Source organism: Bacillus sp. FSL W8-0102 (genome assembly GCF_038007225.1).
In the GTDB taxonomy this organism is placed as follows: Bacteria; Bacillota; Bacilli; order Bacillales; family DSM-4216; genus Bacillus_O; species Bacillus_O smithii.
Map to the genome: position 1 here is coordinate 1,399,152 of NZ_JBBOWT010000001.1, position 26,421 is coordinate 1,425,572.

A 26,421-nucleotide genomic window follows, 5' to 3' on the forward strand; every position below is an offset into this window, starting at 1 on the left:
CGACTGTTATTGATAGTGGAATCATAACATTTTCTTGTAAGGCCATATGGACTAAATCAACAAAGAGATGGAGGAAAAAATCTTTGAACTTGTTTCAAGCGGTTTTGCTGCATTGCTTTGAAAAAATCCATGGGGAGCGAACGGTCTATTCTATTTTTCACATTCTAAAAGGAAAAAAATCATTGCAATCCATCCAAGATGTGCATTTTTATCAATTAACAAAGTGGTTTTCCGCCGTTCCGTATTTGAATAGAAACGATTTCGAAAAAGAGATTAAGCGAATGTGTGATCAACAATGGTGCTATATGGAAAATGGCGAAAGAGCCTTTTTGCTTCCAAAAGGAAAAAGTGAATTAGAAGAATTTTGGACCAAAAACTCAGCCCTTCCGTATTTGGATGGCTGGCCTTTACATTCGATGGCGTCGGTCTTTTGGAAACGATTAAACTTGCTCGTTCAAACCGTTTCCTATTTAATTCATGAAGAATCTGTCTTTTATCCGGCAGAGAGGAATGACCAAGTTCAAATGTGGGTGAAAAAATGGCTTTTGAGCCGGAAGGTAAATCGGACGGATACAGGTGTACAACTATATCGCGAACTATATGAATTATTGCAAAGTGAAAAAGTAGAAGATCCGCGTCTGTTCGTTTTTCGCTTGTCAGGATACGAACGAATTGGAAAAACGGCGGCGCAAACAGCAAAACAATTGGGAATAGAAGAACCGGAATATTGGCTGCGATTTTCTCATTGGATTCATTTTATGATACACTCTGCGCTTCATCATCCGAAAAAATTTCCCATTTTATATGAAATGCTGCTAGATTTAAAACAGCCGGTTGTATTGACAAAATCAGCAAAAAAAACATACGAACTATTTCAGAGGGGGCTTTCTGTTGAACGGATCGCACATGTGCGCGGACTGAAGCGGAATACAATCGAAGATCACCTCGTTGAGATTGCCTTAAATGTTCCCGATTTTTCCATAGATCCATTTATTGAAAGAGAAGAGTTGGAGGCCTTTGAAAAAGTAGCAAAGACACTCACCAGTAAAAAATTAAAGGATATTAAAGAAATTCTTCCTCATTTATCTTACTTTCAAATTCGTCTTGTTCTAGCGAAGTATGGAAGGATAGTGAATCAACATGGAACTTGAACTGTTATTACGAAAACAATTTGGCTATTCGTCATTTCGAACCGGACAGAAAGAAGTCATTACTTCACTGCTTGAAGGAAAAGATACACTCGCCATGCTTCCAACCGGGACAGGGAAATCACTTTGCTACCAACTGCCGGCCTACATATTAGACGGTACATGTATTATCATTTCACCTCTTCTTTCTTTAATGCAAGATCAAATGGAACAAATGAAGATGCGAGGGGAAAAAAGGGTTATTGCTTTGAACTCTTTCCTCTCCTTTGAAGAAAAAAAACGTGCACTTTCCCGTTTAGGGCAATTTCGTTTTGTTTTTATGTCTCCTGAGATGCTTTCTAATCAACGGGTGTTGCATGAATTATCCAAAATCCGCCTTTCATTGTTTGTAGTGGACGAAGCCCACTGCATTTCCCAATGGGGGCACGATTTTCGTCCTGATTATTTAAAAATCGGCGAAGCACGTGAATTATTGAACCGGCCATTGACGCTTGCGCTGACGGCGACTGCAACAGAAGAAGTGAGAACGGACATCATGAAGTACTTACATCTTCAAGATGCGAATCAATGGATCTTTTCGGTTGACCGAGCCAATATTGCGATGAGTGTTCAACATTGCGAAAGTTATAAAGAAAAGCTGGACAGTCTTTTGGAGATTGTCAAAAACGTACAAAAACCAGGCATTATTTATTTTTCCAGCAAGAAGGCTGCCGAAGAAACGGCTTATTGGCTCGAACAAGAAGGGATAAAAAAAGTAGGCGTTTATCATGGCGGAATGGAACAGGACGAAAGAATCTTAATACAGCAGCAATTTTTATTTAACGAGTTGGAGATTATCTGTGCAACGAGCGCGTTTGGGATGGGGATCAATAAAAACGATATTCGATTCGTCGTCCATTTCCATCCACCGGGTCAAATGGAATCGTACTTGCAGGAAATTGGCCGCGCTGGTCGTGATGGTAAAAGAAGTTTGGCGATCTTGTTGTACGCCGACGGAGATGAACGCATACACGAGCGTTTGATGGAAACGGAATTGCCTACGGACAAACAAATTGAAGCATTCCTTACATATGAGCCGAACTTAAAAAAGGAAGCGGCGGCTGTTCTACAACTGACGGATGTCCAGTATCGTTATCTTCTTCACTATGAGGAACTATACAAAGATTTTTCATTCGAAAAAAAATGGGAGTATATCCAAAGAGACAAAAATGAGCAGATCCGTAAGAAGCGCAGGAAATTGAGTCAAATGGTCCAGTGGATCCATAGCACTTCTTGCCGTAGAGAAGGAGTTCTTTTATATTTTCATGAAAAGATTGGATCGAAGCCGGAAAGGTGTTGCGACTGCTGTGGGCTGAATATTCTCGATTATTATGAATCGACAGCCAGCCAGTCCAGGCAAGAAGAGATGAATGATTGGGAGGCCATTCTGCAAAAATTGCTTTTGATGGAAGGAAAAATCGATGAAAAAGAATAAGTTACTATTGATAGAGGAGTTAACGCACCAAGATATCATGAAATCTCTTTATTGGACACAATGTCTATTGCTTGCTTTTACCGGAATCGGCATCTGGCTATTATTTGATTCCTTCTCCTCTTATTTTCAATTGTTTGATTGGAGCGATCGTCGGCTTGTCTGGGGAATAATCGGAGGTTTGACCGTTGTCTTGATTGATTTTTGCTTCATGAAATGGCTTCCCCACCAATATTTTGATGATGGCGGGATCAATGAGAAAATATTTTCGAAGCTAAACATGATCTCCATCGTATGGATAACGGCTCTTATTGCTTTCAGCGAGGAAATGTTTTTTCGGGGAGTTCTTCAAACTCACTTTGGATTCGCAGCGGCAAGCATTCTTTTTGCTTTAGTCCATATTCGTTATTTAAGCAATTGGTTTCTTACAGTCAATGTTTTCGTCTTCAGTTTTTGGATTGGCTTTTTTTACGAATGGACTGAAAATTTGGCTGTAACGGTCGTCATGCATTTTGTCATCGATTGCGCATTAGGAATCATCATTCATTTTAAAGATAAAAGGGAAAAAAACGAAGAGGGATGATACATGAAGAGAGACCCTTATCGAGAATTGGCAGAAAAGCATCGAAAAGAGCTGAAATTGCAAGAATGGACCGAAATAGAAGAAGAGCCTAAAACATTAAGCAGAACAGAATATCGAAAGCAGAAAAAGCAAGAAAAAAAAATCTTTTCTATGCTTCGTACACTTCTTATTCTATTTATTTTTCTCCCGGTGGCGATTCTATTTGGTTACAACACGATAAAGGAAAAAGAACGTCCTTTGTCTTCCGTATCGGTTATTACCGAAGAAAGCGCAAGCGGACATGATCAATCGGCCAGTCCAACATCCAACCAATCAAAAAAGGAAACTTTAAAAAACAAACAAAGAAAAACGGTGACTCATATTGTCCGGCCGAATGAGACGCTTACTGATATTTCCATTCATTATTACGGTACAAAGGATGGAATCGACAAGATTAAATCGGCCAACCATTTAGAGGACAATCATATTAACGAGGGACAGGTACTCAAAATCCCATTGGAAAAATAAGTTTTTGTTTAGCCTTTCTTTTCTTTTTTTGGTAAAGAGCTGGAGCGGGTCAACATCCTTTTTCTTTCAAAATTTGATCATATCGATGAGTGCTTGTACATAGAATGAGTGTGGAGGAGGGAAAGGATGGATTCAGTTCTTTTAATGTTGGATGACGGAACAGATGAGGCTACGAAGCAAATGCTTCAAAATTTAATTGAAAGAAAAAGGAAGCTGGATAAACTTCACAAAAAGCAGATGTTTTTTTTATCACTCTTTTTCCTTTATACCTTTCTTTTTATTTATTTGTTTTATAAAAAGCTGTTGATTCCATATTCCGATTCCGCTTTTCAAATTATTTCGTCCTTTTTTGACAGTCGAATGATGCTGCTGCTGTTATTGGCGGGCGCAGCGCTTTTAGGAGCTGTAAAAATTTTTCGCGATCAAAAAGACAAAGCGGAGGAAGAGTTTCATGCGCTTCGCTGTGAAATCATTGATAAAAGCAAAGATCTTTGGAAAAATGACGCTTGGGAAAATCGGCATAAAATATTCGAAATGATGGAAAGAAAATTCGGTATTAATTTATATCACGAAAGCAAATAGCGGGAAAGCCGCTCCTTCCCGCTTTTAGAAAAACTGTTTTTTGCCCCTTTCTTCTTTAATCAATTCTACTGCTTCACGAAAACGCTGGGAATGCACAATTTCGCGTTCTCGTAAAAAACGAAGGCCATCGTTTAAATCCGGGTCATCACTTAAATTAATAATCCATTGATAAGTGGCTCGAGCTTTTTCTTCAGCTGCGATATCTTCATACAAATCGGCGATCGGATCTCCTTTGGCCTGAATATATTCCGCTTTCCAAGGATTTCCGGACGCGCTTTGATAAAATAACGCTTCGCTGTGATTCACATAATGATCCCCTAACCCCGCTTCTTTCATTTGTTCCGGTGTAGCGTCTTTGGTTAATTTGTACACCATGGCGGCAATCATTTCAAGATGAGCCAATTCTTCCGTTCCAATATCGGTTAATAGTCCAATGACTTTATCGGGAATGGTGTAGCGTTGATTTAAGTATCGGAGTGCTGCGGCTAATTCGCCATCTGCACCCCCGTATTGTTCGATGAGAAATTTCGCCAGCATCGGGTTGCAGCGGCTGACCTTTACTGGGTACTGAAGCTTTTTCTCGTACACCCACATAGAATGACAACACTCCTTTCTTGTTGTTTTCAGGCATGATTAGAAAGCCCTGCATAAAAATCAAGAAGTAGTTCGAGCATCAGGACACAGAAAAAGCGGCGAGATTGGTTTAAACTTGCCAAGGCCATGGAGCTTCTTTCCAATCCCACGGATAACGGGCATAACTGTACCCGAAGCTGGTTAAGGATCCGTGTTGAAGTTCAAAAGCTTTTTTCATCTGTTTCCGTTGTTTGATCAGCCAGTTATATTGCAGAACGGCATCGTAATCATCAGGATGGGTGTCCAAATAGAGGGCTAGTTCTAAAATGGCGAAGTCAATGGCCTGCAGATCCTCTAAATCTTTGTAATAATTAGGTGGCTTCTTCATTTTCTCTAACCCCCTTTGGTTGTTCGTATGGACCGTAATATGGATCATAGAAAATTTTAAACAATGTCCCTTTTTTTAAAGCTTCTATTGGTGAAAATTGGGGAGTATTCGGTGGCTGGAATCCTATATATAAATTCGGCGGAGTAGAATACGTTTTGATCGTCTTAGGCGGGCATGGATCAAAGGGACTAACATACGGTGTATAGCTTTTAAATGGAGTGAAGCCTTTAAAATGTGTCACACGATCACCCTCCTCGAATAGATCTCAATCTATTGTATGGAGCTGTTTTGTCCCTCATGCCAACAAATTCTGATGTCGTGGGATTTTAGCCGGATGATGCAGGCAGTTTTTTTGCGGCTTCCTCATACGATGAATATAGGAGGAGGTGGTTCCATGCCCTGGAGTGTATCGCTTTTTGTTTGCGGAACTGTTTAGTTGGATGTATATTTTTTGCTTGCCAAGTCCGGAAGCCTTTTCATGGCCTCTTTTGTTATTAGCATTTATATTAAAGCCGATGAAGTTTTTTCTCGCAGCGGTAGCGTTTATGGCGGCTTTTGTATTGAATGGAAATCTGCTTGAATGGGAAGTGAAAGGGCTGTATCGGTTGTTTATGAAGAACATCAATATTTGGGGATGTTTTTTCTTTCTGCATTTTGCTTCTTTTGTCGTGATGGCTTGGTTCTTTTTTTGGGAAACAGCCATTCTTTGCTTTTTCTCTATTCTGTATGGAATCATTTCCATAAATTTTCAAAAATTGAGAGAGATGCAATGATGGATGGTTCCAATAGTGATCAGCAGCTCTCAATTGATTGCCGTTAGGTATGAGGAATGAATGAAGTGAAATAAAATACTCTTTCATTTCTTTAAATGTTAAATTCCTTACTGTAGATGAGCATTTTTCATTACAATAATTTCCATGGTTAGAGAGACAAACAGGGTACCCCTTACGCGATACGGAGCTGTTTTTTGATCACATCAATGGGAATATCTTGCTTTGCAGCGTCATAAATGAACTCGACGACGCTGTGGTCTTTCCGCGACCGAAGAAGCTCCAGCCCGGTGGAGAGGTTTTGTCGGGATTCGGCGATGCTGTACACGCAGGCCAACAGCACCACCGCCCAATACCGTTTCACCGCCCGAATGTGGCGAACGCGGTATCCATCCAGCTTCAGTTGATCTTTCGCCTGCCGGAAAAAGCACTCGATCGTCCAGCGCTGGGCGTAGTAACGCAAGATGTCTTCGTCCCCGAGTTCCCGGTCGGTGCTCAAGATGCAATGAAGATGTTCCGGCGCCATCGGCTGATCCGCCTTCCAAGCCAGTAGCACCACCGCGTCATCGAGGCCATGGATGGCCCCCTCATAGCGATACACGCGATAACGCTCCTGCCCCACCGTGACGAGGCGGGTGTCTTTGGACTCGATATAGCGGGCGAACTGCTTGGCTTGGATGGCGATGCCTTTCGGGTAGAGAATCCGGTTCGTCTTGAGCATCGCGATGACATGGAATCCCTGTTTCAAGCAGGCTTCAATGAGCTTTTTGGACGGATACCACGAATCCATGAGCACATACACCGGCTGAGCCCGCTTCACCTTGAGCGAGGAAAGCATCTCGATCGCCAGGTCGATCTTGCTTTTTCCCGCTTTCTTGTCATACAGGCGGAACGCAAATGGGAACGCCTGCGTGAAGGTGTGCACCATCAGCCAAACGAGCGAATGCCCCCAGACCGATTGATGATCTTTATGCGAGTAGTGCCAGTCGCACCCTTGAATGGCGTGCGCAGCCCGTGACGAAGGCTTCGTTTTTTGGCAAATCGTATCATCAATCGAAACAAAAAGGGGTTGATTCTTCCGTTTGGCCAGTCGTTTGACCTGGGAAAGGATCCACTCTTGAAGCTTCCCAAGCAGCCTTTCCTCGTTCCAAGGGCTTTTCGTGAAAAAGTGACTGAGCGTCGTTCGATGATTCGGATGAAAGCTCCAGTAATGAATATCAGTCAATGTTCCCGAGAATCCCTTGGTGGTCAAGGCATCGACGATATGAATGAGATGCTTGATGACCGGTTTGGAAAGCTGCAGCGTCAACCCCAGCGTGAAGAAAAACTTGTGGATTCCTTGGTGATGTGCTAATCTATTCATGAGACATGAACCTCCTTGTGTGAATGGGTTTTGAGCACATCTATTTTACCCAAGGAGTCCGGTTCATGTCTCCTTTTTTGTTTAGTTGTCAATTTATGTCAGTGAATTTGCTCATCTACAGTTCCTTATTACTTTTTGTTCCAATCGCTGGCTGCATCCGATATGAAATAACAGCGGGGAGTAACCCCACAAAGAATCATGTTTCAAGGCAAAGTTGTACAAAGGTTCATTATCATTTTTTTGACGTCCTTACTATATGGGGGGCCTGGCATTTAGGTCTTTGCGAGAAAAATATGTCAGAAAAACTGACAAAAGTGCTGATAAATTCGTTCTGTTCCGAGGAATTTGTATCTCTCGAAGACGTCGCACCTAGTCAGAAGAATGTATCGTTATAAAAAGAGGTTTATTGCTGCTCTTCCCCTTATCAGGGAAGAGTTTTTACATTTTTTAGTACAAAGATGGGCAATCCATACACTGAACAGCAACTGGACATCTTGGCAATAACCAACAAAAGAAAATGCTTAAAATGGAGAATGGAAGCAGCAGCCAACCAATCGATCTTCACAAGTTCGATGCCGAGTACAACTAGAAGAAAGAAAATTACTTTCTGGAAAAATGATGTGAGAAAATCTTACGGTAAATTTCCCGATCAGAAATGGGATTGATGAATGAAAAATGGTGAAATATTCACCACCATTTGCACTCTTTATAAAGACCTTTAAGCCTTCTCGTTTATAAGAAATGTGTATGATATAAAATGAATTTCTGTAAATAAATCTCACTCATACTCTTTGTTCAGAAAAATATGTGATATAAAATAACATTATTATGGAAAAATTATGAATATTAACATATAATAAAAATAAGTGTAACGAGCTTAAAGGAGGGGATAACCATGAGTATAAAAAGTGAATCTTACAAAGATAAAAAAGTGATTTCCATTGGTACTGTTAGTGAGATCACAGGATTGTCGGAACGGCAAATCCGTTATTATGAGGAACGGAAATTGATTTTTCCTTATCGTACAAAGAAAGGAACAAGAAAATATTCATTCAGCGATGTGGAACGGCTGATGGAGATCGCTGAGATGATCGAAGAAGGAGTTCAGACATTTGAAATTCGAAAAAAGATATTAAAAAAAGAAAAGGAAGCTGTCCGAGAAAAAATGATTCGCGGACAATTAAATGCAAGATTCGGTGTTCTAAGATTGCCGTAACTCGATGAAAAAGTGTCATGTTCGTAGTGGTATACATCTCAACAATCAAGTTTAATCTAATATCCATTTCTCTAACAATGTATTATTTGTCATCACTCATTCCTCTTTTGCACCATCATAGGTTCGCTTGCCGTTTCAAAAGTACTAACTGCCTTCAAAAATACAATAAGGTGATCAGAGCAGGTGTTATGTTCGTCTTTTGTGCTTGTTATGCTATCATTGTGGGAATTTTTGGGTGAAAAAACAAGAATATTGCGAATGATTGCAAATTAAAAATGCAGGCGTGACAAAAAGGCGGAAAATGAGCTGACAATATGAAGGAATGGCTTAGCCTTATAAAACTGTCACGCCTTGCCAAAGAATAGGAGACAGTCCAGAATGATTTTGACAAAAGGTTTTGTCCATTCAAACACGTTCATGAATCCTGCTAAAAATTGATCCCCATTCGATTAAGAGAATATAGATACAATAAATGATGAAAACATTTTTTGTTTACCTTTTAATCATTACTTTTCCATACAAAATAGACTGGAACCACGGCTCAGCACTCTTGCGAATCGTCCTTTTTAAACAGTACACCACTCTCCTGCAAATTTTCACAACTTCGCTTTATATTGAATATTGTCAAGTAATAAAAGGGGAGCGTTCAAAGTCGTGCCGGCAGACGGATGTGAAAATTTTTATTAGATCATCTGATATTTAAATGAATACGGAGACAGAGGATAAAGTATCCTTGATGTTAAGTGGGTATACCCACGGGAAATAAATTGGGTGATTGGGTTTAGGATAGTACGGGAAAAGGAAAATGTGGAGGTAAAAATTCGATCATTTTGATCGGCAACGGCTTGGACATGATTTCTTTGAGGTTGGGATATCAGGCAGATACATATTTATTGATGAACTCCAAAGGAAAAAAGTGTTTCTTAAAGCGAAGTGATAATGCCTTTCTGACACCATCTTTGCTGCCTAACATAATATACTCATAAGAGTTCACACTCAGGGGGCAGCCATGTGATGAATATAGAGCGATTGTCAAAAAATACGGTTAAACTATCGATATCCTTTGAAGAATTGCATGAAAAAGGATTCGCTAAGAAGCAGATGGTGGAAGAGGATGCTTTTTTTTGGCATGAAGTGTTTGAAGAATTGATTGAAGAAATTGAAAAGCGTTACCATTTTGCGTATGATGGTCCGGTGGCTATTGAGATCCATACTTTAACGGAGGAAGAAGTAACACTCATATTTACACTTGACTTTTTGGATAATGACGATCATACAAATGATGCCATTGAAGAGTTGCATGCTGGATGGAAACGAGAGTTCACGCCTTTTTCCATTTATAAATGTACGGATTTTGAAGAGATTATCCAGCTTGCTCAGCGTATAACAAAAATGAGAATGGTGATTCCTTCGAGGATTTTTTGGAAAGATCCCTTTTATTATGTGGCGGTCGACTATTCTCAAGAAGGGATGAAAAAAAATCTGGAGCCTGTTATTTTGGAATATGCAGAGCGATCTCGTCTCACGATTCATTATTTGGAGGAATACGGAAAAATAATTTTTTCCAATAAAGGGATTGAAAACGTCTATAAATTATTTCCGGGATAAAAAAGAGTCTTACCAAAAGGCTCTTTTTATAAGCCTGTTTTTATTTTCTGTTTTATTCGGCTTTTTCCATGTGGCGAGGAATCATGTTTTGTAAAAATGACCGGGATCTATTCAAAACATATGATGGAAATGGGGTACATATTCCCTGCGAGCGAAAAGATGAAATTCCAATGGTCGCTTTTTGATCAGAAATCCCAGATTTTTGATTGCATTTCAAGGATTCTAGTGTATACTATGACGTGAATTATCGCGTGAGAATGGGAAGATGGATAGGACAGAATGGATTAAAAGAGCCATTTTGCATTTTTGCTGTTTTTGAAACGAATGAAACGAAAAAAAGCAATATATAAATTTCAAGTAAAATAAAGTGGTGAACGGAACGACCATACGACGTGCAATCCTTAAGGAACTGTTTTCTTGCACGAAGGAACAGTGACATATATTGAAAAAATTCCCCGATTGCCAATGATTTTTAGTGTTTTCCAATTTGTCATCACAATATTGATTGAAATGCGGGGAAACATTGGATTTACCGGGACTTTGTATATGGCGGGAGCAAAAATAGACAAATACTTTTCGATCGTTTGGAATATATGAAATGTTTTAAAGAATCCGAATGAAAAATGTCTGAATGTACTTATATCAACAGTACCGCTTCTTTGTAGTACAGTAGGAGAAAGGGTGAAATGGAATGTTGAAGGAAGAATGCATCATTATTGGAGGAGGGCCGTGCGGTTTGGCGGCGGCCATCTCGTTAAAAGAAACAGGAAAAAACCCACTCATTATTGAAAAAGGAAATATTGTGGATACGATTTATCGTTTTCCCACTCATCAAACTTTTTTCAGTTCAAGCGATAAACTGGCAATTGGCGATGTTCCTTTTATAACGGTGGAACGGAAACCAAAAAGAAACGATGCCTTAACGTATTATCGTGAAGTGGTGAAAAGAAAACAGCTTCGCATCCATCGTTTCGAAGAAGTAAAAGACGTGACGAAACAATCGAACGGAACCTTTTTCGTCAAAACGACAAAAGAAGTGTATGAAACTCCATATGTTGTTGTCGCAACTGGCTATTACGACCATCCCAATTATATGAATATACCAGGAGAAGAATTGGACAAAGTCTATCATTATTTTAAAGAAGCTCATCCGTTTTTTGATACTGATGTCGTCGTGATCGGCGGCAAAAATTCGGCTGTTGATGCTGCATTGGAGCTGCATAAATCAGGAGCGAGAGTAACGGTTTTATACAGAGGAAAACAATATTCGGAAAGTATAAAACCGTGGATTTTGCCGGAATTTGATTCCTTGATACGTCATGGAGAAATTGTGATGGAATTCAACGCCCATGTGAAAGAGATCAAGCAAAACTCAGTTCTATATACGGTTGGAAGTATTGAAAAAGAAATCGCAAATGATTTTGTATTCGCCATGACTGGGTATCATCCTGACCATGAATTCATCAGCAAAATGGGAGTGGAGATTATACCGGAAACAGGAAGGCCAAACTATAATCCCGATACGATGGAAACGAATGTTGAAGGGATCTTTATCGCAGGCGTGATTGCTGCCGGGAACAATGCCAATGAAATTTTTATAGAAAATGGCCGTTTTCATGGCGAACTCATAGCGGCGGCGATTGCAGAAAAAGAACAAGCAAGCTAAACAATGCGACCATCTGCTAGTTTCATAGAATGAAAAGGACAAATGGTATCATTGGTTTCATTTGTCCTTTTGCTGTTTCCTGAAATTGAACATGGTCATTCTACATAGGAATGGACTTGACTATTTCCGTTGGACATTCGACTTTCATTGATGATTCGGGACACAGTACCCAATAAAATAGGGATTACTGCAAAACCGAATGGAGATGAAATCTTAAAGTGTTTGCAAAATCATTCGCCTAAATTGTAAGATGTGAAAATGCCCTCGCCAGATTGTATTGTGTGAACTACCCTCCACTTACCACCCTTTCGGGTTGCTTGAAGTGGGGGCTTCTCGGGTAATCCTGTCTCATGACAGGAAATTGACCGAGCTAACCCTCCTGTTCCGGGAGTTTGTATTTTCATGCTAATTCTAACAAGCGCAATCCTTCATTTTTGATATTGATTGCTGAATTGTGATCACGATCTAATACAATGCCGCAAGTACATTTATATACACGTTCAGATAATGGCATTTCTTTTTCGTTCCCACAACGGGAACATTTTGATTATACCAAAATCTTTGGCTAACGCCAACCGAAATTCATCTCCCCACTTATCGTTGGGCTATCGCCCTTCACACGCTTGAAGTGGGAGACTTCTTTCGGAAATAATGTTAAACAACAAAATGAGTATGATAATATAAAAAAAACCCGTGGTGCTAGTTGAGTGTCAGCGCTCAACCAGCCCTAGTGTGACCAAGGAATAAGCCAACAAGATGCCATCGAGTGCCACTTCAAACCCGGCAATGGAATTCGCTCGAATGTCGGTGATCCGGTATTGGTCTACGAGAATCGAAAACACCGTCTCGATGACTTTGCGTTTTTTCCTGATCCATTCTTCCCATGCCTTGGATGGGCCGTGCTTTTGATTGTGTCGAGACGGTGTCCAGAACGCGGCTTGGTGTTCTTCGTACAGCTTTTCTCGAAGAGCGTGGCTGATGTACCCTTTGTCCCCAAAGTTGTAGGGATGAGGGATTTGAGTCATCACCGTTTCAGCGGCTTTGACGTCGTGGCAGGACGCTTCCGTCACGACATAGCCCATGGCCAGCCCTTGATTGGTCACTTGAAGATGCAGCTTGAAACCGTAGTACCATTGCTTTTTGGAAGCACAATACCCCATATCCGCGATCCCTCGAAACCGCTTGACGCGCTGCATTCTTGCGGGATGGCACAACGGAAGAGGCAAGCTGTCGACGACCGCATAAGCATGGTGTTGGCCACGTTTCGCCAGCTCATGACGGATCCATTTGATGGCGAAACCAAGCGCTCGGCAGCGGCGGTTGTATCGGGAGCGTTCAAGAAACGAGCCGTTTGTGAACAAATTTCCCGTGACAAAACGATGCCAGGCTCGTTCGGAAGAAAAGCCCAGCAGCTTCCCCAAAAGGTGAACCGCCATGACCACTTCGTCTTCTTGCTTGACCAAGTGACGGTTGCGGCGATGAAGATACATTTGAATCAACGACAGTTGGGCAGAAACAAAACAGAAAATAGCGGCATATTGTTTTTGAAGTTTGGCTGGATCTGTAGTAAAATGAAAGTGCTCTTGCATGGGGGATCTCTCCTTTCGAATGTTGGGTGACACTTTCATTCTACTGGAGATCCGCCAGCAAGGGCTATTTTTATGCTTGTCTGAGTTTTATCTAGCACCACGGGTAAAAAAATATTTTTATAACCAGGTCATCAGATGACCAGTTAACCTTTAATGATGAGTCAAAGTAAACAAGGGGGAGGACATAAAAAAGCAAGAAGTTATAACGTTATTATCAGCAAAAAAATAAGAATATTCTTATTTGATATGAACAAAGGAAAGGGAGAGAATGATGGAGAAAAGTATGTGGAGAGTTTTAATTGCAAGCATAGTTGGCAGTGCCATTGAATGGTTTGATTATTTTTTATACGGAACCGTGGCATCGCTAGTTTTTAATCAGCTCTTTTTTGTCAGCAAAAGCCCCACGATCGGTTTATTAATCGCCTATACTTCTTTTGCTTTAGCGTTTTTTCTAAGACCTGTTGGCGGGATTATCTTTAGCCATATAGGAGATAAACTCGGGAGAAAGAAAACGTTGGTCTTAACGCTTAGCTTGATGGGGATTTCAACATTTGGCATGGGGATACTGCCTACCTATCAAGTGATTGGAATATGGGCTCCTATCTTTTTAACTTGCTTACGATTTATACAAGGTTTAGCGCTTGGCGGAGAGTGGGGAGGATCCGTTTTATTAGCCGTGGAATATGCTCCAAAAGATAAAAGAGGATTGTTTGGCAGTGTTCCACAAATGGGTATTTCACTAGGGTTGATATTAGGCACGCTAGCCCTTTCAGTAATGACGTTGCTGCCGGAAAAAGATTTTATGTCATGGGGATGGCGCGTTCCTTTCTTATTAAGTGCGATATTAGTTATTTTAGGGTTATGGATTAGAAAAGGAATTGAAGAGACTCCATCCTTTAAGAAAGCCCAAGAAAAAGGAGAAGTTTCCAAAATCCCATTAGTGGATACTCTTCGCTATCATTGGAAAGAAGTATTCATTGCAATGGGTACTAAAGTAGTGGAAACGGCACCATTTTATATATTTGGTACGTTTGTTGTTTCTTATACCACTGCCAATTTACATTTTAGTAAAACGTCTGCTTTAACCGCTGTTCTTATTGGATCAGTCACTGCCACTATTTTAGCTCCTTTCATTGGAATGTTGTCTGATCGCATTGGACGTAAACCGATTTACGTTAGTGGAATTGTTTTGACTATTTTGTATGCGTTTCCATATTTTTGGTTGCTTCAACAAAAATCTGTAGCGCTATTAATTATCGCAACGGTCATCGGTCTCGGTGTGATTTGGGGATCGATTAATGCTGTCCAAGGCACGTTGTTTTCAGAGATCTTTACAGCAAAAATAAGATATACAGGCATTTCGTTAGGCTATCAACTAGGAGCGGCAATTGCGGGGGGGACAGCACCATTAGTGGCAACCGCTTTATTGGCTGAATTTCATCAATCATATGTACCTGTTGCTCTTTATATCATTTTGGCTGCATTGATCAGTTCGATTGCTATATGGACAGTGAAAGACAGATCGAATCAAGAGATAGATAAAGAACTGCAGTTTGATGCTCGTTCGAACATATCTAAGATCGAAGGTTGAGGAATGGATATTTAGATCTGTCTGTGAATGAATCGAGATGTTGAGATATATTTCGGAAATGATTCGTCGGCAGAATCTCTTCATGATCCATGGCTTTTACGCTTAAAATAAAATATGAATAATGGATAAGCGACTCAAACGTTTGTTCAAAATGGAAAACGCCATAACAAACAGGGGCTCCCTATATGGGAACCCCTATGACCATATTATGGGCATTATTGTAAATTTTGCTGAGAAATTTGAGTGAGTGCCTCTCCGGCTTTTTCATTCGATTTTTCGCTGACGGATAGGTCGCCAAGAGCAACCATGCCGACAATTTGACCGTTTTCTACGACTGGAAGACGGCGGATTTGGTGTTGTGCCATTAATTGAGCCGCTTCTTCAACAGAAGCGTCAGGACTGACTGAAACGACATTATGAGTCATGACTTGCTCTACATTTTTGTTGGCATTGTCATCAGCTACCGCACGGATAGTTACATCGCGGTCCGTAATCATTCCAGTTACTTGGCCGTTTTCTACGACTGGAAGGGCACCGATATTCAATTGTTTCATTTTAGAGGCCACTGTTTGCAAGGAATCTTGACTAGAGCAGCTTTCAATATTGGATGACATGATATCACGCACTTTCATGACATTTCCTCCCTCAATAAAGTTTATTTTTCTCCCGAATACTCGCTTTTTCTCAAAATTTCATAGACACTTAATAGAATACACACCTCATTTAATGGATATATGTTGAATTTTTTTAAATAATTTACATGGTAGGGGGCATCCTATCAACCAAATTGTATTTATTTGGTAAAAATAAGGTATAACCGTGCTTCATCATCTCCACATCACTCACGGTCGCTAACCCTCCCACATCTCTCCGGATTGAATTCCATACATTCCTTCGTCCTGCGTATCCATGAGGTGGAGGTTGGATATGCTCCTTTGCTGGGTCACATGCCCGTATGGAATAAATAAGCTCCAACTCTGCACTATTGGTGTTTGTCATTTGAGATAATTACGGTATTCTGAAATGATTTCATGAACTTAATAAAGCCTTAAGCTGCCTGTAATGAATCGATTTGAGGCAAACCTCTCAATAACTTTGAACCATCAAATTCACACTGTTTTTGACCAATGACAAATAAGACACGTAGTAATTTACAACACAAGGCAATCAGTGACTGCTGTTTCTTCAAAGGTCGATCAGGACGCTTTGTGTAGTATTGATGCAGGGCTTTAAACGTTGGATTATGGGCAACGAGTGGACGAATGGCCAAGTATAAAGCTCTTCGCAATCGACTTCGTCCTCGTTTTGTGATCTTGGTTTGCCCCTTAAACTTCCCGGAACTATGTTCACGTAATGACAGCCCTGCCAGATTTACTAATTGCTGGGGATGACTATACTTTGTTATATCCCCGACCTCAGCGAAGAATAGCGCGACTGTTGTAGGACCTAAGCCTTGAATATTGATCATTTCCTTCGCTCCAGGTATCGTTACTACAAGTGCTTCCAGATCCTTATCTAACTGTCCTAATTGCTCTTTGTATAGCTCATATTGATCGAGTAAATAATCCAATTCACGTTTAGCAAACTTGATACCAATTTGGATACCAATGCTCTTTTTCGCTGCTTCTATTAACTTTGTAGCTCGTTTGATTCCTACACCACGGTTTACTTCTTGTTTCCATTTCGCAAGAACTTCTTCTGATGTCATTTCTTTAATCTGAGAGGGGAATGGAAAGTTTCTTAATGTACAAAGAGCTGCCTTTCCTTCCCAGTCTTTAAATACATCGAAAAACTCCGGAAAGTAACGCTGGATGTGATTTTGAATACGACCTTCTGTGATCATAAGCTGCTGGATGAGCTGATCTCTTAATTTGACGCCTTCTCTTAGCTCTGCATAGATGCCATCTAAGAGATTTGGTACGGAGTATCGCCCATCTTTAATCAGCTGTGCAATCACACGTGCATCTTTCGTATCGTTTTTAGTTGGAGAGTTATCATCCAGCTCTTTAGTTTTTTTGACATGCATAGGATTGACCAAGACAAAGTCATAACCTTTAGCAGTCAAGAAATAGGCCAGACTCAGCCAGAAATGACCGGTCGGCTCAACACCAAAAATGACATGTGTTTTTTGGTGTTCCTTTTGATGCCTCGAAACCCAATCAAGCAGTTTTTGATAGCCATGTATGCGATTTTCAAAGATCAGTCTTTTTCCAAATTCGATTCCTCGATCATCCTGAGCTCGAGCGACGTGTTTGTCTTTGGCGATATCAATGCCTACAATTAATGTTGATGGTGTAATTTGCGAGATTTTACGATTTTGCGTATAATTCATCTTGAGTCCTCCTTGGTAATTATTAATTCGGGGTCAATGCATTGACACCCTGTACTATACCAAGAGGGCTCTTTTTGTTTCAAACCTCAAATTTCTTCATTACAGGAATAGCTCCTTTAATGGTGTAGTGCATACATAGTATTTGCTGCGTGTTCAAACCTATTCAAAGAATTCTTTCCTTGCGGCCTACATCTATTGATTACAATTGAAACATTTCTTCAATTTTTTGAACATCTTTCGTAATGGACAAAGCGATAAGCAATTTGATCCGGGCTTTTTGGCCGTTCAGACCATTCGAGAAAATAACGCCCAAATCTTTTAATTGTTTCCCCCCACCTTCATAGGCATACACATCCTCAGCAATTCCGTTGAAGCATCTAGAAACAAGAACGACCGGAATTCCCGCTTTCACAAGGCTTTTAATTCCGGGAACGGTAGCAGGAGGTACATTGCCTTGTCCGAGCGCTTCAATGACCACGCCATCATAATTTAAGTCTTTTAACGCATAAAACAAACTCGAATCCATGCCGGAATGAATTTTAAGTAATCCGATTTTTGGAGAAATGTCCAAAATCGGATAATGTTCCCTGGAGACGGGCGTATGATGAAAAAGAACCGTTCTTTTCGTGACAATGCCGATCGGACCGTATTGAGGACTCTGAAAAGTTGAAACATTGCTGGTATGGGTTTTGGTGACGTTTTTGGCGGCATGAATCTCATCATTTAGGACGACCAATACTCCTTTGTCTTTTGCCTCCTCGCATGACGCCACTCTAATGGAAGAAATCAGATTGTATAGTCCGTCGGCCCCGATTTCATTGCTTGACCGCATGGCTCCGGTGAACACAATGGGAATAGAAGTTTGAACGGTAAGGTCCAGAAAATAGGCCGTTTCTTCCAGCGTATCTGTTCCGTGGGTGATCACAACCCCTTCAATCACCGAATGTTCTTTCAGTTTCTCTTCAATTAAGAGTTTCAACTCATACATTTCTTTTGTCGTAATATGAGGAGATGGAAGTTGAAATGGTTCTTCGGTGATGATATTGGCATATTGGTTCAATATTTTTTCAGCTTCTGTTAAAGGATTTTTTTGCCGAGGAAGTACATTTCCTGTCTTCTTATCTTCTTGCATGGAAATGGTTCCTCCGGTATGAATGACTAATATGGTTTTTTTCAACCGAAAAACCTCCTACCTGCAATTTTTTAAATAGAAAATCATTTCATTTCTTTTCTTTACATGATAAATTTAACATGAAACTAAACAGATAGAAATGAGGACCATGTATGCTTACTGTTTTATCCGCCGGAATTGCTCCTGGACTAGCGCTCCTCTGTTATTTTTATTTAAAAGACCAGTATGAAACAGAACCTTTACTGATCGTTTTGAAAATGTTTATTTACGGTGGCTTTTTAACCTTGCCCGTCATGTTTATTCAATATGTGTTTTCCGCGGAAGGAATCGTTCATTCTGACTTTTTGCAAGCCTTTTTCTCATCGGGAATGATTGAAGAATTGTTTAAGTGGCTTGTTTTATTTTATGCCATATACGGACATGCAGAGTTTGATGAGCCATATGATGGCATTGTGTATGCAACTAGTGTGTCATTAGGGTTTGCCACTGTAGAAAATATTTTATATTTGATCGCAAATGGAGTTGAGTTTGCTTTTTCGAGAGCTTTGCTTCCGGTTTCCAGCCATGCTCTTTTTGGAGTCATAATGGGCTATTATTTGGGAAAATCGAAATTTTCCAGCCCCGGGAAAAAACGAACAGGTTTGTTTCTTTCTTTGTTTTTGCCTTTCGTTCTTCATGGGCTTTACGATTATATATTATTTTTAAAGGAGACATGGATGTATGTCATCATACCGTTCATGCTGTTTTTATGGTGGCTCGGTCTCAAAAAAGTTAAAGATGCTCGCATTGTGACGGAACATTATAAAAAAGGTCTGTTGTCAAAATAGACTTCCATTTTAGGTGAAGTGCAGCAGGATAAATAAGACTCTTCTAGTATGAAGAGCAGGTGGCTAACGGTTGCGTTTATTTAAGAAAGTTTAGAAAGAGAATAATAATTGAATACACTTGATACCAGTCCGATTATGGCTGTCCACAAGCTTTAAAAGCCCGAATTGATGAATGGAACAAATAAATACTATGATATTTATTATGAAAGATTAATATAATAGTAATTGAAATAATCATTTTACATTACAAACCATAAGTTATACTTAAAAAACGATGTAACATAAAAAACAACAAGGGTGAACAAATATGAAAAAGAAAGTAGCGCTACTTGTTTCAGTTTTCATTGTTTTTGGATTGGTCATACTCGGTTATAAAGAACTTAAACAATTTATCCAAATCAGCAGTTTAAAGAAAAAAGAACCTAAAGCCATTGTGGTTAAAAATTTAAACGTAAACGTAAACCAATATTTAAAAACTAATAAAAATAATGTTCCAATTTACGAATCTTTGGATGGAAAATTAATTGTTATTGCAACTCTAACTAAAGGACAAGAAATCAATTCAAAAGATTTTTATAATAATAATTGGTATGAGATTAGAGTTGGCAATAATTATGGCTTAATTTCCAAAAAAGATGTCGTATTATTAACCAAACCCTCACAACATTTAAAAGGTGATCTTAATAGAAATCTTATTTTAAAATACTATATTACAACAAATAACACACCTGTTTACAGCCATTACAAAGGACCATTAGTACAAATAGCATCGTTGCCAAAAGAAGAGCGTTATCCTATGTCCGTTTATAATAAAAAATGGTTAACAATTGATATCGCTGGAAAAATTGGGTATGTAAAACGCACGAGTGTCAAATTGGATCACGGTATTCCTGTATTAACGTATCATCATCTTTTAGAAAAAAGTGAGAATAAATTATTTCGACATTCAGCTGCGACTATCACGCCGGAGTCATTTAATAAACAAATGAGTTATTTGTACCAACAACATTTTACTTCCATTACTACAGGGGATTTAGCAAACTATTTAAACGGCAAGATGATTTTACCTAGGAAAACTGTGTTAATAACCTTTGATGATGGGATACAATCTGTTTATCGTTATGCTTATCCTGTTTTAAAAAAATATCACTTAAAGGCTACAGAGTTTATAATTACTGCTAGAATATCTAAAATGAGCATTTTGCATATTTTTTGACCCAAGAGCCATAAGGATTTCAAAGACATAAAAAAGGACTTCACCCCTAAAATGTAGAATTTTTGAAGTGACGAAACAACAAAAAATTCAAAAGGAGGAAGTCACTTTGTATATTCTACAAGAAAGCCTATTTTCCTTTGAAGAACTGCAAAAATTAGAGTCAAAAGAGAAATTACCTATCTTTTTTAGCTCGCTTGATTTACGCCCTTATGCTAAACAGTTGAGAAGTTCTTCACCCCGAGGGGCTGACGGTCATTCCAGAGAAGGGATTCTAAGGGCTCTCATCGCTGCCCCACTCGAAGGCATCGACACCTTTACCGCCCTTCATCATCGATTGGATAAAGACCTTCGTTTCCGTTATCAATGCGGTTTATCGATTGATCGCCCCGCACCGTCTATCTCCACTCTCAGCCGGGTTTTTGCGGCACTTACCAAAAAAAAGCTGGCTGAAAAGATCTTCCTTGACTTGGTACAGTTAGCTCAGGAGGAAGGAATAATTGACGGCAGCCACCAGGCCATCGACAGTGCCGCCATTGATGCCTATGAAAAGAAACAGCCCAAAAAGCGTAGTGAACAAACGGGTAATGCCAATTGGGGCGCAAAATATGATTCCTTCGGCAATAAAATTACCTGGTTTGGCTATAAGATGCATCTTTCAGTCGATACCGCAAGCGAACTGCCAATGGCCATAAAAGTAACCCCTGCCCATGTGAACGATGGAGAAGTCGCACCAGAATTAATAGAGCAAGTGGCAGAGCGTACCAAATCCAAAATTGAATTTCTGATCATGGATGGCGGATATGACCAACTAAAAAACTATGAATCAGCCAAAAACATTGGAGCGCAAGCCATTATCCCGCTCAATTTGCGCAACGAAAAAGAGCCTCCTGAAGGGATTTCTTCCAATGGAACTCCGCGTTGTTCCATGGGTTATGAAATGACTTATTGGGGAGCTGATAAGGACCAGCTCAAGTTCAGATGTCCTCACGCAACCGGCAAAGTGGATTGCCCATTAGGAATGGCAGCCTGTTCATCTTCCAACTATGGAATGGTGGTAAAAGTCGACATCAAAAAGGATGTGCGCCGATATTCCAATCCGCACCGTGATACAAAACGTTGGAAAGAGCTTTACAACGAGAGGACAAGTGTAGAACGCTGTAATTCAAGAATGAAAAGCTACCTTACGGCGAACTCCCTACATGTATGGGGAATTGAGAAAGTAAAGAGCCATATTTACCTGAACGCTATTGTATTACTTGTTTCAGCGCTAGCGATGGCAAAGGAAAATAAAGGGAAGAAAGCCGCTTAAAAAAATTCAATGTGAAAAATTCTGCAGGTATGCCCAAAAACAGGATTATTGTAATATTTTGTAAAATAACATGCTGGTAGCTATTTGTCGAGTGCTTTATTTTTTATACTTTTATCCAAAAAATCTAATTTTGCAAAATGCTCAAAATATCAAAGCCTTGGAATCCAAACAAAGAAAGTTTTTTATCTTATCAGGAAATGAATCAAATGAAAGACATTTTTGAATATCAAAGCCATACAAATAATCTTCATAATATAAATCATAATCAATCCGATGTCGTCACAAAGCCATACAATGTTGTCAAAGCTGATATTGCTTTAAGTCAAAAAATATTAAATGCCGATTCTTTTGCTTATCCATTTGGACAATACAATCATCGGACTATTAAGATTTTAAAAGAACTTGGATTCAAAAGTGCATTTACTACTACTGAAGGTTATGCAAAGATGGGAGATAATCCATTTTTAATCCCTCGCATCATTGTAACGCCTACTATATCACTTCCTCTATTCAAGTATTTAGTCAATTAAAAAATAAATTAAATGAAATCCATTTTGAAGTGTAAAATTAGCATAGGAAAACGCAATGATCATCCTTTCGTTTCAGACTGTCGGCAAATCCGAAAAATGCGGATTTGTCGGCAGTCTTTTTGTATAATTAAGGTACAGAGATATAAATGAGTTGGATGAAATGCTAAATAAAAATACAAAATGATAAGGCACCTAAGCAATTTGCCTATTCATTTCATGCAGCTGCGGATAGAAATAGCTTTATCCTAGTGACAATGGTTACACATTGGTAACGTTCATGATAGTTCAATGTTAAAACCTCTTCTTGAAAAGTTTACAGAGTCAAAATCATCAATGAAAATTCTATTATAAAAATGCTGAAAAATTGAAAAAGGTAACCGAATAGGACATTCAAAATGCCTTTTGTCTACAATCTGAGACGATACATTGTATCGTTCTTTTTTTTGTCTTTTTAGGGGCTGTTTTTAAGGAAGACATCAGTGACAAGAATGAGTGAAAGACAAGCGGTATAGTTTTCGTTGGTGATGGAATACAGAAGGATCTGAGCTTATTTCTATATTTTGGTGTTAGAAGTTTGGAATAAAAAGACAAGGATAACGAAAAATAGGGTTAATGTTAAAACAGGGTTTGGAGGTTTGCGACATGAAAAGTTGGAGATGGATCCTTTTAATGGGTCGGATGATGGTTATTTTAAGTTTCATTATTTTTTCCCCTTGTCAAAATCTTAGAGCAAATGCTTTTTCCAACCAGGTCATTCAAAGAGGAGCATTTGGAGATGATGTGATCGAACTTCAAGCACGGCTTCAATATATTGGATATTACCGTGGAAAAATTGATGGAGTTTTCGGGTGGGGAACTTATTGGGCGGTAAGAAATTTTCAAAATGCATTTGGGCTGCCGGTCGACGGATTGGTGGGTGATGCAACGAAACAAAAACTTGTAAAAGCTTCCAAATATGATGAAAACTATGTGAAAGAACAAATTTACAAAGGAAAAAATTTTACCTATTACGGGGGAACCGAGCAAACGAAAAATAGTAACAGCGGCCAAATAAAGCCTACTGCAGCAAATACTCCGCCCGGTTTTTCTCAAAATGATATTCAACTGATGGCAAACGCGGTGTACGGCGAGGCGAGAGGAGAGCCTTATGAAGGACAAGTAGCAGTCGCTGCTGTCATTTTAAACCGTCTGGAACATCCGTCTTTTCCAAAAACGATTTCCGGTATCATTTTCGAACCTGGAGCTTTCACCGCCGTTTCAGACGGACAAATATGGCTGACTCCAAATGAGACAGCCAAAAGAGCTGTACTGGATGCGATTAATGGATGGGATCCAAGCGATGGAGCGATTTATTATTTCAATCCGGCCACGGCTACGAGCAAATGGATTTGGTCGCGTCCGCAAATCAAGCAAATTGGTAAACATATTTTCTGTCGGTAAAGGGGTGGAAAAATGATCAGATACATTTTAGTTGTCATCTTGACATTGGGACTTGCCGGAACGGTTCTTTGGGGATACCAAGAGCATAAAGAAAAAAACGCTGTGTTGATCAACGCCGAAAATAATTATCAACGAGCTTTTCATGATTTGACGTACCAAGTAGACATGCTCCACGACAAAATTGGAGCCACGTTGGCCATGAATTCACAGAAACAGTTATCGCCTGCTTTGGCGGATGTGTGGAGGTTGACTTCTGAAGCTCATACCGACGTTGGACAACTGCCGCTTTCTTTGCTTCCGTTTAATAAAACCGAAGAATTTCTATCCAACATAGGAAACTTCAGCTATCGAACAGCGATCCGCGATTTGAATAAGCAGCCTCTTTCAGAACAAGAGTACAGTCAATTGAAAAAGTTATATAAACAGTCGGCAGACATTCAAAATGAACTGCGCCAAGTCCAGCACATGGTATTGAAAAACAATCTTCGCTGGATGGACGTCGAAATGGCGCTTGCGAATGGCAAAGAAGCCTCCGACAATACGATTATTGACGGTTTTAAGACCGTTGAGAAAACAGTAGGGGGATATGGAGAAGAAGATGTCAACGGCGTGACTTCTATTTCGACAAAAGCGAAAAAGCCGCAATTCGATCAGCTTCCGGGAAAAGAAATTTCCAGAAAAGAGGCTGTCCAGATTGCCAAATCGTTTTCTCCTTCTTCAAACATATCGAATGTGAAAGTAACCAAAAACGGGGATGGTTCGGAATTTGGATTTTATAGCGTTTCTTTTAAAAGCGACGGAGCTGAAGGCACTATGGATGTAACGAAAAAAGGCGGTTATCCGATTTGGTATATGGTGAACAGAGACGTGGCGAATCAAAAACTGAGTTTAAATGAAGCTTATTTAACAGCCCAAAGATTTTTAAAAAAACATCACTTTCAAAATCTGGAGGGAGTGGACAGCGCTCAGTATGATCATATCGGGGTGTTCACTTTCGTTTCCAACCAAAATGGAGTAAGGATCTACCCGGAAGCAGTGAAAATCAAAGTGGCCCTTGATAATGGCGAGGTGATGGGACTAGTCGCTTCCGACTATTTAAATCATCATCATAAGCGACAACTTCCAAAGCCGAAACTATCAGTCAGCGATGCGAAAAAAATGATTCATAGCAATGTGAAAATTGAAGAGAGCCGCCTTGCCGTGATAAACAATGATTTGGATGAAGAAGTGCTGTGCTATGAATTTTTGGGAACGCTTGATCAAGATACGTACCGCATTTATATTAATGCTGAAACAGGAGACGAAGAGAAAGTTGAAAAATTAGAAAACGCAGAACCTATTTACAATGATGTTCTATAAATGAAACGAGATTTTCTTTATCAGTCGTTGAAGTCGGCATTCCGCATTTCCTTATAGATTCCTCATCTTTTTCATGGCATAATAAAGATGGATTTTTGAGGAAACAGGTGATGGAATGTTGGAAATCGGGTCAATATTAACGCTGAAGACGGTCGATGAAAATGAAGAACTTTATAAATGCCGGGTAGTCGATAAAGGCCCCGGTATACTTTACGTTGATTATCCAGTCCATTTGGAGACAAATAAATCTCGCTTTTTTATGGACGGAACAATGTTCAAAGTTACGTTTATTGCGGAAAAAAATTCAGTCTATACTTTTCAGACAACGGTGATCGGAAAAGAAATAAAACAAATCCCGACCATGGTCATACAAGATCCGGGCGAAGAAAAATATATACGGATTCAACGGCGACGGTTCGTTCGGGTGGAAACCTCTGTAGATGTCTCGATTTCGAAAGAGGGGAGCGATGAAGTTTTTGCCACCATTACAAAGGACATAAGCGCAGGAGGGGCCGCTGTAATCATTCCTAAACATCTGGATTTGAAGCAGAAAGAACAATTGAATATATTGATGGTGTTGCCAATGCAGTCCGGTGAATTTCATTATTTAAAATTAAAAGGTGAAATCGTCAGAGTTTCGGATGAAGGCCATAATTCCATTGCTTATATTCAATTTTCCGATACGACTGCTTTTGAGCGCCAGCTTTTGCTCCGCTTTAGTTTTGAAAGACAGTTATTATTAAGAAAAAAAGGTCTGCTCGAATAGTGATATTCTAATGTTGTTGAATACGGACTGGATGCGCGGTATCAATGATGAAAAAGGACTTTCAAAATGCTTTTCATCCTCTCTGTGAATCCAAAACAAATGGTGGTTCACCTCCGATAGTTCGAAGGAGGAAAATGGAAAAAACATTTTTGTTTTTATTGTGAAACGTTTGGAGAAGTTGCCAGCCTTCGGATACATGCTGGAGAGTACCTTATTATTTCCCCCGCTTGCCTCAAAAGTAAAAGAATCTCCCGGCGAAGCATTCTTTTTTTCTCTTCGCACCGGGAGATTCTTTTGTTGGCTATTGGACACGAATGTTGGACGAATTAACATTAGTGTATAAAGAAAAGTAAGCTTTAAGAGAAAGAGTTCGCTTACTTTTGTGTTATGTTTTGCTTTGACTTTACATCTTTTTCAATTCATACTTTATAACATCGTTATGATAAAATAGACTT

At 39.6% G+C, this 26,421-nt stretch carries 25 protein-coding genes and 1 pseudogene; 17 read left to right on the plus strand and 9 right to left on the minus strand.

What is annotated here, in order from left to right; genetic code table 11:
* The first annotated feature begins 83 nt into the window (after positions 1-83).
* The 5 genes from N1I87_RS06790 (at position 84) to N1I87_RS06810 (ending at position 4,291) form a co-directional block, all read left to right on the plus strand.
* On the plus strand, positions 84-1,151 hold the full coding sequence (locus N1I87_RS06790) for a helix-turn-helix domain-containing protein (RefSeq protein WP_341101111.1): 1,068 nt from the start codon (positions 84-86) through the stop codon (positions 1,149-1,151).
* Entirely contained in the window at positions 1,141-2,622 is a 1,482-nt protein-coding gene (locus N1I87_RS06795) for a RecQ family ATP-dependent DNA helicase (protein ID WP_341101112.1), read from the plus strand. The genes N1I87_RS06790 and N1I87_RS06795 overlap by 11 nt, the downstream gene beginning before the upstream one ends.
* Positions 2,609-3,202 (plus strand): CPBP family intramembrane glutamic endopeptidase, encoded by a 594-nt coding sequence (locus N1I87_RS06800; protein WP_327824040.1) that lies wholly within the window; start codon positions 2,609-2,611, stop codon positions 3,200-3,202. Before N1I87_RS06795 ends, N1I87_RS06800 begins: the two co-directional genes overlap by 14 nt.
* Positions 3,203-3,205: 3 nt before the next feature.
* Positions 3,206-3,709 (plus strand): LysM peptidoglycan-binding domain-containing protein, encoded by a 504-nt coding sequence (locus tag N1I87_RS06805; RefSeq protein WP_341101113.1) that lies wholly within the window; start codon positions 3,206-3,208, stop codon positions 3,707-3,709.
* A 126-nt stretch (positions 3,710-3,835) separates the two neighbouring features.
* Positions 3,836-4,291 (plus strand): DUF2663 family protein, encoded by a 456-nt coding sequence (locus N1I87_RS06810; protein WP_003355189.1) that lies wholly within the window; start codon positions 3,836-3,838, stop codon positions 4,289-4,291.
* A gap of 24 nt (positions 4,292-4,315) precedes the next feature.
* Here the strand turns inward: N1I87_RS06810 and N1I87_RS06815 are convergent, their stop codons facing one another.
* The 3 genes from N1I87_RS06815 to N1I87_RS06825 all read right to left on the minus strand — a co-directional run bounded on the left by N1I87_RS06815 (position 4,316) and on the right by N1I87_RS06825 (position 5,493).
* Positions 4,316-4,885, minus strand: a complete 570-nt coding sequence (locus N1I87_RS06815) for a manganese catalase family protein (protein WP_341101114.1) — start codon at positions 4,883-4,885, stop codon at positions 4,316-4,318.
* A gap of 109 nt (positions 4,886-4,994) precedes the next feature.
* Complete coding sequence (locus tag N1I87_RS06820; RefSeq protein WP_341101116.1) at positions 4,995-5,252, minus strand: spore coat protein CotJB; 258 nt, start codon at positions 5,250-5,252, stop codon at positions 4,995-4,997.
* Positions 5,236-5,493 carry a spore coat associated protein CotJA gene (locus tag N1I87_RS06825; RefSeq protein WP_048623596.1) on the minus strand — a complete coding sequence of 86 codons (258 nt, stop codon included), beginning with the start codon at positions 5,491-5,493 and terminating at the stop codon, positions 5,236-5,238. The genes N1I87_RS06820 and N1I87_RS06825 overlap by 17 nt, the downstream gene beginning before the upstream one ends.
* A 163-nt stretch (positions 5,494-5,656) precedes the next feature.
* On the opposite strand from N1I87_RS06825, the gene N1I87_RS06830 reads away from it, so the two are divergent.
* Positions 5,657-6,025, plus strand: a complete 369-nt coding sequence (locus N1I87_RS06830) for a hypothetical protein (protein ID WP_341101117.1) — start codon at positions 5,657-5,659, stop codon at positions 6,023-6,025.
* A gap of 172 nt (positions 6,026-6,197) precedes the next feature.
* Here N1I87_RS06830 and N1I87_RS06835 read toward each other — a convergent pair whose 3' ends face one another.
* Complete coding sequence (locus N1I87_RS06835; RefSeq protein ID WP_341101118.1) at positions 6,198-7,385, minus strand: IS701 family transposase; 1,188 nt, start codon at positions 7,383-7,385, stop codon at positions 6,198-6,200.
* An 895-nt stretch (positions 7,386-8,280) separates the two neighbouring features.
* On the opposite strand from N1I87_RS06835, the gene N1I87_RS06840 reads away from it, so the two are divergent.
* The 3 genes from N1I87_RS06840 (at position 8,281) to N1I87_RS06850 (ending at position 11,875) form a co-directional block, all read left to right on the plus strand.
* Positions 8,281-8,601 (plus strand): MerR family transcriptional regulator, encoded by a 321-nt coding sequence (locus tag N1I87_RS06840; RefSeq protein ID WP_270583498.1) that lies wholly within the window; start codon positions 8,281-8,283, stop codon positions 8,599-8,601.
* Between the two features lie 1,014 nt (positions 8,602-9,615).
* Positions 9,616-10,209 (plus strand): adaptor protein MecA, encoded by a 594-nt coding sequence (locus N1I87_RS06845; RefSeq protein WP_341101119.1) that lies wholly within the window; start codon positions 9,616-9,618, stop codon positions 10,207-10,209.
* Between the two features lie 691 nt (positions 10,210-10,900).
* Positions 10,901-11,875: a YpdA family putative bacillithiol disulfide reductase gene (locus N1I87_RS06850; protein WP_341101120.1), complete on the plus strand. Its 975-nt coding sequence runs from the start codon at positions 10,901-10,903 to the stop codon at positions 11,873-11,875.
* Between the two features lie 400 nt (positions 11,876-12,275).
* On the opposite strand, the pseudogene N1I87_RS06855 reads toward N1I87_RS06850, so the two are convergent.
* Together N1I87_RS06855 and N1I87_RS06860 are read right to left on the minus strand one after the other, a co-directional pair.
* Positions 12,276-12,419 (minus strand): annotated as a pseudogene (locus N1I87_RS06855) (zinc ribbon domain-containing protein); the annotation flags it as partial.
* 166 nt (positions 12,420-12,585) lie between these two features.
* A complete protein-coding gene (locus tag N1I87_RS06860) occupies positions 12,586-13,464 on the minus strand; it encodes an IS982-like element ISGsp1 family transposase (protein WP_011231214.1) in 879 nt (292 codons plus the stop codon).
* 271 nt (positions 13,465-13,735) lie between these two features.
* Between N1I87_RS06860 and N1I87_RS06865 the strand changes: the two genes are divergently transcribed.
* A complete protein-coding gene (locus N1I87_RS06865) occupies positions 13,736-15,055 on the plus strand; it encodes an MFS transporter (RefSeq protein ID WP_341101121.1) in 1,320 nt (439 codons plus the stop codon).
* Between the two features lie 215 nt (positions 15,056-15,270).
* Here the strand turns inward: N1I87_RS06865 and N1I87_RS06870 are convergent, their stop codons facing one another.
* From N1I87_RS06870 to N1I87_RS06880, 3 genes are all read right to left on the minus strand, one after another.
* Positions 15,271-15,687 (minus strand): CBS domain-containing protein, encoded by a 417-nt coding sequence (locus tag N1I87_RS06870; RefSeq protein ID WP_048623585.1) that lies wholly within the window; start codon positions 15,685-15,687, stop codon positions 15,271-15,273.
* A gap of 416 nt (positions 15,688-16,103) precedes the next feature.
* Positions 16,104-17,387, minus strand: a complete 1,284-nt coding sequence (locus N1I87_RS06875) for an IS110 family transposase (RefSeq protein WP_270584767.1) — start codon at positions 17,385-17,387, stop codon at positions 16,104-16,106.
* A 199-nt stretch (positions 17,388-17,586) separates the two neighbouring features.
* Complete coding sequence (locus N1I87_RS06880; RefSeq protein ID WP_341101123.1) at positions 17,587-18,564, minus strand: asparaginase; 978 nt, start codon at positions 18,562-18,564, stop codon at positions 17,587-17,589.
* A 107-nt stretch (positions 18,565-18,671) separates the two neighbouring features.
* Between N1I87_RS06880 and prsW the strand changes: the two genes are divergently transcribed.
* The 7 genes from prsW (at position 18,672) to N1I87_RS06915 (ending at position 25,966) form a co-directional block, all read left to right on the plus strand.
* Positions 18,672-19,346, plus strand: coding sequence for a glutamic-type intramembrane protease PrsW (gene prsW / locus N1I87_RS06885; protein ID WP_341101124.1), 675 nt, complete (start codon positions 18,672-18,674; stop codon positions 19,344-19,346).
* 307 nt (positions 19,347-19,653) lie between these two features.
* Entirely contained in the window at positions 19,654-20,562 is a 909-nt protein-coding gene (locus N1I87_RS06890; protein ID WP_341101126.1) for a polysaccharide deacetylase family protein, read from the plus strand.
* A gap of 106 nt (positions 20,563-20,668) precedes the next feature.
* On the plus strand, positions 20,669-21,871 hold the full coding sequence (locus N1I87_RS06895) for a transposase (RefSeq protein WP_096550413.1): 1,203 nt from the start codon (positions 20,669-20,671) through the stop codon (positions 21,869-21,871).
* A gap of 206 nt (positions 21,872-22,077) precedes the next feature.
* Positions 22,078-22,401, plus strand: a complete 324-nt coding sequence (locus N1I87_RS06900; protein ID WP_341101127.1) for a polysaccharide deacetylase family protein — start codon at positions 22,078-22,080, stop codon at positions 22,399-22,401.
* Between the two features lie 678 nt (positions 22,402-23,079).
* A complete protein-coding gene (sleB, locus tag N1I87_RS06905) occupies positions 23,080-23,841 on the plus strand; it encodes a spore cortex-lytic enzyme (RefSeq protein ID WP_327802871.1) in 762 nt (253 codons plus the stop codon).
* Positions 23,842-23,853: 12 nt separating this feature from the next.
* Positions 23,854-25,200: a germination protein YpeB gene (gene ypeB, locus N1I87_RS06910; protein ID WP_003355169.1), complete on the plus strand. Its 1,347-nt coding sequence runs from the start codon at positions 23,854-23,856 to the stop codon at positions 25,198-25,200.
* 118 nt (positions 25,201-25,318) lie between these two features.
* A complete protein-coding gene (locus N1I87_RS06915) occupies positions 25,319-25,966 on the plus strand; it encodes a flagellar brake protein (protein WP_169799145.1) in 648 nt (215 codons plus the stop codon).
* Positions 25,967-26,421 lie beyond the last annotated feature (455 nt).